The following is a 10,618-nucleotide window of genomic DNA, read 5'->3' on the forward strand; positions in this document are numbered from 1 at the left end:
TAAATAGTTATATCTCTGTTATATTGTCAATAACATAGACGGAAATTTGGAATGATGATTATTTTTTATTATCTTTACACCCAAGTTTGATAGACCAATGCAGAAAATAAATAGACTGAAAGAGATCCTGAATGAGAGAAGTCTGACAAATTCGTGGCTTGCCCAGCAATTGGGTGTAAATCCGCTAACGGTCTCGAAATGGTGCACAAATTCTTCTCAGCGGATGTTACAATAGTGTTGCGGAATTAAGGTATAAGAGACAAGAAATGTAAGCAACAAGAAATATAATTGTACTCTTTTGGGTGCAATATAAGATATTTTTTTTACTATATTTGCAGACTATAATAATCAATAACTGATGTGTAACCAACATGAAGATTATGAATGTTAAACAATTATTCCTGTTGTCAACTTTATGCTTGACAATGGGTACCACACAGGCTCCTGCGCAAGGATTTCTGAATAAGTTGAAGAATAAAGGCGCAAAACTTGTAAAACAGGCTATGCCAGACGCAGTGAAAGACGTAGTAAACACGGTGGAGAAAACTGAAGGTGAAGCTTCGAAAACCCGAAACCGTGTGGAAAGCAAGGTGCGCAACAGAACAAGAATGCAAGGCAACAGCACGATGGCTGGCGGCGGCGTGACGCTGAGTCCTAAAAAGAAGGAAATAACCATAAAACTCTGCCGTGGTCTTGGCCCATCGACATGGTACGGACGCAAAAACGCGTGTTCACCGCAGCCTCCTGTCTGCTCCAAGCAAGACAGCTGGTACAGGTCGCTCCCCTTCATTCACGACATGGACAACGCCAGCCTCGTGGCTGAATCACAAATGTTGAAAAAATGGATAAGAAGTAATTCGTCAGAGACATGCTCACCAGTGGTTGTACGTCGCGAGGAAAACACAAGGGAAATGGGGGAACGCACAAGGGCGCTTGACAACGCCGTGAGATACCTCAACGGAAGCGTCGAAGAGATGCCTGAAGTGTTGGAGAGCGGAGCGTTCAAACGCGCCATGCAGTCAGACTGTTCGCCCCTTTACCCCTCGCTGGAGTCTGAGACGGTGACATATCTCAAAAGCATCAACCGCACCACAAAGGAGGTAAAGGTGACTGTGTATGAAGGCAATTCGGCTTACGACAATAAGATGAACATTGACGAGATGTGGTTTGAAGTGAACCCTAGCGAAAGAACCGCCAAGCTGCTAGAGATGGACGACGAGTCGGCAGGCAAAGACTACACGGTGCCCTCATCCATACGCTTTGCCGGCCACCTGTTCAGGGTGACCGAGATAGGAGCATCAGCCTTCAGTGAGAAGAAGGTGAAGAGCGTGACGCTGCCGATGGGCCTGAAATCAATCGGTGACAATGCTTTTATGAGTTCCGCTATTTCAGAGATCAGCATTCCTGCAACAGTGACGAATATTGGTAAGGGAGCCTTCAGCAACATTCCTACACTCAAAACCATCAGCGTGCCCAACAGCGTGAAAACCATCGGACATAGCTGCTTTGTGGCGTGTACAGGACTGACAGAGGTCAAGTTGCCCGCACGTCTTGAGAAGCTCTGGAACAACATGTTCAGTGGTTGCAGGTCGCTAACAAAGGTTACGCTGCCACAAAACATCGACAAGATAGACACCGGAACCTTTGAAGACTGTATTTAGAGCCTTATAACTAACCATAACTTACTATGACTAACTAACCATAAAGTATTGATTTTCAACACTCTTTGTTTTTTAATACTTTCTGAGTGCTTTTTGGCAGTTCCCGATTTTCCACATATTTTTGCAGCGTATTTCTACCGTGGAGAATTTGCGGAGCTTTTATTTTGTCATATTGTGAACGTAGTTGACAAGGGTTTACGAGTGGTTACGATGAAGGACAGATTTGAAGCTGATAGGCAAAAAGCGTTATATCGTGGATTGGGTTGACAAAGGTTGTCAATGGTTCACTTCCGTTTACTCCATAGGTGGAATACTCAAAGTATGTAGAACATAGCAATATCATAGAGTATGAGACCGACAAGAAAATGTGAATTTTGTGGCAAGACATTCGTGCCAAGAAGCGGTATGCAGAAATACTGTTCCGAGGAATGTCAGGCAGAGGCAAAACGTCTTAGGAAGAAAAGACAGCAGGAATTGATTAACGGTATTGAGCCAATCATGGATCTGCAACATCAGGAGTATCTTACCTTCTCCAAAGCTGCCATTCTGATGGGATGCACCCGACAGTATATCTACAAACTTGTGGCTAACGGAAAGTTGAAGGCATCAAGATTGAGCAGCAGAATGGCATTCGTAAGAAAGGCTGATATAGAGAAGATGTTTGAGGGTAATCCCTACAAGCGTGTGATTCCTGCCAGCAAGAGCAAACCCAATAAAAAGGCAAAAGCAGAAAAGCAAATACGAAAGCAGGAACCGACAAAAGGGAAAGAGGAGAATGAGGTGCTTGACTATTATTCTGGTGAGGAAGTGATGTCCATTTATAAGGTCAAGAAGTCTTGGCTCTACACCTCCGCCAAGCGCAACCAGATACCGATGTGCCGTATCGCTGGCAAGAACTATTACAGCAAACGGCATATTGATGAGTTCTTCGGTACTGCCGTTGACATCAACAGCATCACGGAATGGGTGACTGCTGATGATGTAGAGGATGCTTTCAGTATGAGCAAGTCGGCACTCAGGGCATATGCATATCGTCATAAGATACCCACCAAACGTGAGTATGGTCGCACCTATTATTCCAAGGAACATCTTGAAGAACTGCGCAGGACTGACCTCATGAGCGATGACAACTATTATACCACCGAACAAGTGCAGCTGTTGTATGGTCTGACAAGTGCCAATATCTGCCATATTGTGAGAGTTCACCATATTAGCAAGGTAAAAGTGGGTGTAAAGAACTTGCTTTTGAAGACGGATGTGGAGCGAGCAATGGCGGAAAGAGCAGCAAAAGGACTGTGATTTCAAATGATTTCAGCATTATCCATCAATGACTGCAAATAATTGGAGTCACGGAAGTATCATTCAGTTATTTTGCAGCCGTGAAGAGACACTTCACCATGAATAATCATCAATAATACATATCAGTTATGAGCAACATTTGCAAGACCGTATCATTGCGTACACGCAAAATCAAGGACGGACGCATGCTGTCCTATTATCTTGACTATTATCCAGGCTATCGTGACGAGAGCACGATGAAAGTCATCCGCCATGAGTCGCTTGGCATCTACATCTATGCCAAGCCGAAGAACCAGACGGAACAGAAGTACAACCTCAACCTTACGGCAAGAGCCGAGGCGATACGCTGCCGTCGCTTTGAGGCTATCGTCAACGAGCGTTATGATTTCTTCGACAAGGAGAAGATGAAAGGAGATTTCCTCGCCTACTTCAAGAAACTGGCAGACAAGAAGAACTCCAAGTGGCAGCACGTCTATATGCACTTTCGTACCTTCACGCAAGGCAAGTGTACCTTCGGTGAGATAAACGTGGACTTGTGCAACAGATTTCGTGAGTATCTGCTGACAGCACCACAGGGACTGCATAAGAACAGAAAACTACATATCAACTCAGCAGCCAACTACTGGTCAACTTTCCGTGCTTCAATCCACACTGCCTATCGTGATCGCAAGATAAAGGAGAACCCGAACGGTTTCTTGGAGCGTATCGAGACAATCCCGACTGACAAGGAGCATCTTTCACAAGACGAGGTTATCCGCTTGGCATCCACTCCATGCTCTACCCCTGCATTGAAGCGAGCCTTCCTGTTCTCTTGTCTAACGGCATTGCGAAAGAGCGACATCAAGAAGCTCACTTGGGAAGAAATACAGCCATACGGCAGCGATGGTGTGATGTATGTCACTACACGAATGCAGAAGACAAAGGACATCGTGCATAACCCAATCAGTGAGGAAGCCTTGGAACTGATAGGCTATTCACCAGATAAACGAGGTAAGGTGTTCCCCGATTTCAAAGACTCCATGACACAGGCACCATTGAAGAACTGGCTGAGAGAAGCAGGAATCACCAAGCATATATCCTATCATTGCTCACGCCACAGCTTTGCCTGTCTCCAGTTGGACGCAGGAACAAGTATTGCGGTTGTGCAGCGTTATCTCGGTCACAAGAATGTGGCAACAACAGAGGTGTATGCCAAGATTTCCGATGCCCAGAAGCGTGCTTCGGTTGGCTGTATCACCTTGAAGAAGTAACCATTTGACAATAACACGCAGAAAAGGACTGTTGGAATGATAGTGTTCCAATAGTCCTTTTCTCATTTTGTTGGTTCTATTTGCTGTCGTGGATAGAACCAATTCGACAAATACATTCCAATTTCTGTTGATATTAAAGAGGAACTGCAAATATCCCTTTTCTTCATCCTTACCTTTGTAGTCAGCAATTAGCGGCAACTGGCACTAACGAGCTGTTTCAAGTATGATTCAGAGTATGAAATCATATTAGAACGCTAATAAAGCGTAAAAGAAAGAGTGCCAGAGAACGTAAATGCTGTTTTTACATGCTTCTGCATCTAACTTTGTGGAAGTTTTTGAACGAATAACAATAAAACGAATACAATAATGATAGAAACCAAGACAACTTCAGATTGTACCATCTACGCTTTTGTTGGTACTGCAATTCTCGCCATCTCTCTTGTCGTGGCTATGTATGTAGGCAATGACTTTCACCAAAGTCTGTTTGTCGAGTCAATCATCTTTGTAGGGAGCAACATCCTGCTTTGGGCGATATTCATTTCTATGGTGAATTATCCCTATGAACTGATGACCATTGGTAGCAACAGCAAGACAAAGAAAAACGTTGTAGAAGCAGAGCCAGCAACAGAACAAGAACAGCCAAAGCAAACATTACCACAAACAGAGTCAGCACAATACAGTCATGAGGACTATGCCAAGTGTGTAGAGGCACAAGAAAAAGAAGCACAGGAGATAAAGGAAAAACGAACGAGAGCCGTACTTGACTATGTGCATCGTACCATGTCAAGGTTTCTGTATGAGGAAGATTTGCACAAGGTAATTGAGGCTGTCAAGGAATGGAGCAACGACACCAACTATACCCCGATAGCAATAAACCGTTTCAAGGAGATGGTTGAGAATATTCCTTTAAGGCACTTCGTGTGGAATATCGCAGAACGTTTGGGTAAACGTGATTACACAATGGCAATGCGAATAGCCTTTGTCAGGGCTTTATTTCCAAAGCCGTTTGAAGGCTTGGACTACAGCACATTGAAGAACCTGAAAGCACCATGTTCTAATGATGTCATTCCGATTGATGAGCCTGGCAATGGAGGATATGAGTTTCATGATATATCAGAGGAAACTCCCGAATAATCCCTATTGTTAGAGTTATTCCTTCGTGAATGACAAATGACTGTCACGAACCTCAGTAACGGAAGCATCATTCTGTTCCTTTGTCCCAGTTTTTTAGAACAACTTGTATATGACAAAGGAATTAACTTTCAACGACCTTCCAATGGTCGTTGCCCAGCTTCGGGATGAAGTGGTGGGCATGAAGCAGATGATCATCGGTCTGCAATCACAGAACAAGCCACACAAGGCGAACACGCACATACCTATGAGTGTGGAGGAAGCATCGGCATACCTGAAAATGCCGATGGCAACTCTCTACATGAAACTTGGCAACGGCAGCATTCCTGCCACAAAGCCAGGCAAGCGTTATTGCCTTTATCAAGACGAACTTGACAAATGGCTGGAGACAAACCGCAAGAATCCTGTACCTCTCACAGCAGAAGAGGAGAACGCTGCCATTCTTGCAGGAAACAAGCGCAAGCCCAAACCCTTAAACTGGTAATGTAATGGATGCGCTTGAAATTTGTAACAAGCTACGCTCGGAGGCTTCGGGCGTAGCCACTTCTGGCATTCCGCTTGACATATTCCCCCAGAAGATGCAGCAGATGATTCTTGATTTGGCAAGGACGGAAAACTATTCCATTGAGTTCACTGTCACTTCCCTAATATCCGCTATGGCAGCAGCCGTCGGCAACTCCTGCTATATCCGGATTAAAGGCAATTGGATTACTTCACCTATTCTATATGTCATTCTTGTTGGCAGACCAGGAGTCGGCAAGACTCCACCATTGAACTTTGCCTACAAACCGTTGCACGACATTGATACTGAGGAGCACCATAAGTTCAAGGCTCTAAAGAATGAGTATGCAGCCATTGTGGAGAGAAACAAGGGCAAAAAACGGACGGAATGGGAATCGTTACCTCCTGTACCAGTCCTGCATAAGAATATCATGAATGACTTCACACCAGAGATTCTGATGCGTAATCACGATGCCAACCTCAGAGGTGTGGCAGTTGTGGTGGATGAGATAATGGGGCTGTTCAACACCATCAACCGATACAACAACAGTTCTTTTGTACAACAGATGCTGTCGGCTCACAATGGCTTGCCTGTAGATGTTTCTCGTTGTAATCTTGATTGCCCTTTACGCATTGATTATCCTTGCATACAGATTGTAGGAACTATCCAGACTGGTATTGTGCATGAACTTTATGATATGGGATTCAAGAAGAATGGTTTTCTTGACCGTTTTCTGATTACATGCCCAAAAGGTTTGAAGATTGCTCCTTGGGTTAAGGTTCCAAAACAAGATGCTGCAATCATTGAAAGACCATTCCGTGTATGGAAAGAAATCATAGACAAGGCTGTGGCTCTTCCTTTTACGGAAGACATCTTCAATGTTCTTGACTTCTCTGATGAAGCCATTGACATATTCTATGATTGGCAGAATAAGGACATAGAACGGCAGAATGCCATTACGGATGAAAAAATGATAGACTCACGTGCTGCAAAAGTTCCTTTGAACACGGCTCGGCTTGCCTTGATATTCCAACTGTTCCGATGGGCTTGTGATGAGTCTCACAAGGATTTTGTTGATGCGGAGTCCGTGAATGCAGCCATACGGATGAGCGATTACTTTGAGAAGTCATACAAAAGGATGGATGACCTCGTTTCAACCGAGGCTACCGACCCTGTGAAGAAACAGGTACTTGACTCGTTGGGAAACAAGTTCGTAACTGCTGAAGCAGTAAAGGCTGGAGCGGATTTCGGTTTTGCAAGACGTACTGTCATGTATATGCTCAAAGACTTCTGTCAGAAAAACTTTATCATCAAAGACAAGCAAGGCAATTATGAGAAAGTACAGAAGTAGAACCACCACCTTGCACCGTTTGCACTTTGCACTTCTTGCACTCTTGCACAAAAGAAGCTGCATTTTGTGCCAAACAAGTGCAAAAGTGCAGAAAGTGCAAGGTGCAACAAGTGCAGAGCCTTATGAGTGAGTATAGATTCCATCTACAGAAATACAAGCTGGGCAACCGATATGCTTGCCCTCAATGTAGGCGTAAGCGTTGCTTTGCAAGATATATTGACGAGGAAGGACAGATTGTATTTCCTGACAATGTGGGGCGTTGTGACCATGAACAGAGTTGTGGCTACCATTATTCTCCATCTGATTATTTCAAGGACAATCCCGATGCCAACTGCAATGATGATTGGAGATATAAAACACCAATCAAAGAGTGTAGGAAAGAGAAACCTCTTCCAACTTTCATTGAGAATAAGTTGATGGAGCAAACACTGCATGGCTATTCTGTCAATCCTTTGTACCGATACATTTCAATGGTCTTTGACAAGGAGGAGACAGAACGGCTGTTTGCCTTGTACAAGGTCGGCACTTCAAAGAAATGGGGCGGTTCAACTATCTTTTGGCAGATAGATGTCAATGGGAATGTGCGCACTGGCAAGATAATGAAGTATGATGACAAGACAGGACACCGCATCAAGGAACCCCACAGCCTGGTGACTTGGGTACACTCGGAACTGAAACTGCCAGACTTTACACTTCGGCAGTGCTTCTTTGGCGAACATCTGTTGACAGATAAAACCACGACCAAGACTGTAGCCATCGTGGAGAGCGAAAAGACAGCCATCATTGCCACCCACTTCATGTCTGATTTCGTATGGTTGGCTACTGGAGGCATGAACGGATGTTTCAATAAAGATGCAGTCGAAGTCCTAAGCGGTCGGGAGGTTGTTTTGGTTCCAGACCTTGGGGCAACGGATAAGTGGAAAAGCAAACTTCCTTTGCTGCAATCAATATGCAAACAAGTTCTTGTCAGCAATATCTTGGAAGACAATGCCACCGATGAACAAAAGGTCAATGGTCTTGACATTGCCGACTTCCTATTGATGACGGAAACACCGCAGATGGCGCTACAAAGGCTGATAAAGCAACATCCGCCACTCCAGCATCTGATAGACTGTCTTGGATTGGTGTTGGTGGAAGAGTCATAGCAGAGTGGGTAAGGATCTGCGAGCACGCTTGCGTGACGGACTTTCACAAAAGTCCTAAACATAATAGGGACTTTTAGATTCACCTGCTGACGCTGTTCACTTAAAAAGTCCTTCTATTATGCTCAAGCTCCGCCCGAGACCTGTCACCAGTCATACTATAACAATGTTACAAACTCAAACAAGATTCTTATGGAAAGAAACATACCACGTGCCGCCATCCATGTAGGCACAGACAAGAAATCGTTCTCTTCCCAAGTGGGCAACGAGGCGGAACGCAGAGGTTGGGACGAGAAGCGTTACCAACTAAAAAACGCAGACATAGACAAGAACAACCATTATAACTACTCACGCAAGAGACTCAACTTTGAGATAGTCAAGGGTGGAAAGATTGTGCCTCTTGGTTCCCAGTCTGTGCCGTTGCATGAACGCTTGCAGCACAGACTTGATGAACTTGGCTTCAAGCCATATATGGATGCCAAGCGTCCCGACCAAGTTTCAAGGAACAGTCCGAACTGCACTGTCGGCATCATCTTCAGTGGTGACCATGATGTGCTTAACAGGCTTGCCTTTGGTGAAAAGAAACTCAACACGTCAGATCCAAATGCTGACCACAGCAAGGTGACATTACAAAAAGGCATCTATGACTGGGCATTGGACACCTACCGCTTTGCATGTGAGAAATGGGGAGAAGAGAATGTCATCAGCTTTGATGTGCATTGTGATGAGACAAGCATCCATGCCCATGTGCAGACCGTGCCTGTTGAACAAGTAAAACAACGTGGGCGCGTCGGAAGCAAGTATATCCACAAGGATAATCCAGAAAAGGTTCTCTCTACAAAGGAATGGAGAGCACTTCCAAAAGAAGAACGTGACAACTTCACAAAATCGGAAGTTGCAAAGGGTGTTGTTGAAAGGGTCTCTTATGCCAAAGTGTGGGGAGAGCGAGCAAAGGATAAGTCACAGTATTTATCACAACTTCATACCGACTATTACAACAAGGTAGGTCATAAGTATGGCTTGGCAAGAGGTTTCTCCTATGATGAACTTTCAGAGGAAGAGAAACGGGGACGCAAGCACAAAAACAAGGTGGTACTTGAGGCGGAACGTCAGGCGAAAGTTGCTCTTGACAAAGTGGAGAAATATGCTGTGCTTGCCACAATCGACAAGAAGGAGCTGACCATTCCTTTTCTCAACATCAAGGTTCCTGTTCAAGAAGCGATGAATGCCGTAAAGAAAGAACTTGCCATCCCTATTCCTACTCTTATCGGACAAAAGGCATGGCGTGAGGAGCGTGTAAACAACATCAACGCAGCTATCAAAGCTCTTGTCGTAGCCATCAATGCAGAACGTGACAAACAGAATGAAGGTGTACGCAAGTCTGTCAACAAGACATACACTTACTATATGCAGAATCTCAATAAGCAGATAGAGGAGAACAAGTCACTTCGTGCCGAGAATGATGCGCTAAAGGCAGAAAACAACAAAGTCAAACAACGCATCTCTCAACTTGACGAGAAGGCTGTGGAGCGAGTGACTACTCAACTTGTCTATGCGAAGGAAGAACTCGCCAGTGCCAAAAGTTATAATACCACACTTATGGAAATGTACAATGATTTGAAGGCTCGTTGGAATGCCATTTGGCAAGAGCCAGAAATGACTGATGCATGGAGACGAGTGGAAGCACGAAAGGAGGAAGGTGCAAAAGAAAAGGCTCGGCAAGAAGCCGAAGCTAAACGTGAAAGCATGGCTCGGCAAAATAGATACATAGGAGTGCTTGACAAGTTCATCCATGAGGGACATGAAGCTCTATCTTCCTTTGCCAAGACAGATAGAGTCAACTTCAACGAGAAAGAATCGGCTTCCATATACTATGGCATTATGGCATCTGCTGTAAAGCATAATATTGGATTGGACTCTAAAGCCTGTATAGAATCGGCAACAAAAAGGTTCTTGTCTGATATGTCTTGGCATGGTTTTACAGACTTCAAGCAGGAATGTGTCACCAGTTGGACAAAACTCTTCGCCACAAATGAAGTTCAATTCACAGACAAAGCTATTGACAACTTCCTCGCTTTTGTTGACCACATGTCATGCAGTGCAGACACATACGTTTCGCTTGGTGGCTCCAATGGTTGTGCCGACCAACTGACGAATTGGGATGGAACACAGAAGATAGGATTGGGAGCAATTAATAATAAGCCCTATCGTTCATCACGAAGATAAGTATTGTATAAAAGGTTGTAAAAATCAAGATGTGAGATTATCTAAAGCTTATCTCA

At 44.4% G+C, this 10,618-nt stretch carries 8 protein-coding genes and 1 pseudogene; all 9 read left to right on the forward strand.

Annotated features, from left to right (window positions below; translation table 11 throughout):
- Positions 1–97: 97 nt before the first annotated feature.
- Positions 98–232, forward strand: a pseudogene (locus tag CIK89_RS13855) (helix-turn-helix domain-containing protein); the annotation flags it as partial.
- Between the two features lie 148 nt (positions 233–380).
- Positions 381–1,661 (forward strand): leucine-rich repeat domain-containing protein, encoded by a 1,281-nt coding sequence (locus tag CIK89_RS09210; RefSeq protein ID WP_158215007.1) that lies wholly within the window; start codon positions 381–383, stop codon positions 1,659–1,661.
- Positions 1,662–2,009: 348 nt separating this feature from the next.
- Positions 2,010–2,960, forward strand: a complete 951-nt coding sequence (locus CIK89_RS09215) for a helix-turn-helix domain-containing protein (RefSeq protein ID WP_044074745.1) — start codon at positions 2,010–2,012, stop codon at positions 2,958–2,960.
- 128 nt (positions 2,961–3,088) lie between these two features.
- Positions 3,089–4,210 (forward strand): site-specific integrase, encoded by a 1,122-nt coding sequence (locus CIK89_RS09220; protein ID WP_044074744.1) that lies wholly within the window; start codon positions 3,089–3,091, stop codon positions 4,208–4,210.
- Between the two features lie 366 nt (positions 4,211–4,576).
- Positions 4,577–5,344 carry a hypothetical protein gene (locus CIK89_RS09225; protein ID WP_044080124.1) on the forward strand — a complete coding sequence of 256 codons (768 nt, stop codon included), beginning with the start codon at positions 4,577–4,579 and terminating at the stop codon, positions 5,342–5,344.
- Positions 5,345–5,453: 109 nt separating this feature from the next.
- Positions 5,454–5,825, forward strand: coding sequence for a helix-turn-helix domain-containing protein (locus CIK89_RS09230; RefSeq protein ID WP_044074742.1), 372 nt, complete (start codon positions 5,454–5,456; stop codon positions 5,823–5,825).
- Positions 5,826–5,829: 4 nt separating this feature from the next.
- Positions 5,830–7,194 (forward strand): DUF3987 domain-containing protein, encoded by a 1,365-nt coding sequence (locus CIK89_RS09235; RefSeq protein WP_044074741.1) that lies wholly within the window; start codon positions 5,830–5,832, stop codon positions 7,192–7,194.
- A gap of 122 nt (positions 7,195–7,316) precedes the next feature.
- Positions 7,317–8,339 (forward strand): DUF6371 domain-containing protein, encoded by a 1,023-nt coding sequence (locus tag CIK89_RS09240; protein WP_044074740.1) that lies wholly within the window; start codon positions 7,317–7,319, stop codon positions 8,337–8,339.
- Positions 8,340–8,528: 189 nt separating this feature from the next.
- The gene (gene mobV / locus CIK89_RS09245; protein WP_044080125.1) at positions 8,529–10,562 is read left to right on the forward strand and encodes a MobV family relaxase; all 2,034 of its coding nucleotides are present in this window, start codon (positions 8,529–8,531) and stop codon (positions 10,560–10,562) included.
- Positions 10,563–10,618 lie beyond the last annotated feature (56 nt).

Origin of the sequence: Prevotella sp. P4-119, from assembly GCF_002251345.1 — a bacterium.
In the GTDB taxonomy this organism is placed as follows: Bacteria; Bacteroidota; Bacteroidia; order Bacteroidales; family Bacteroidaceae; genus Prevotella.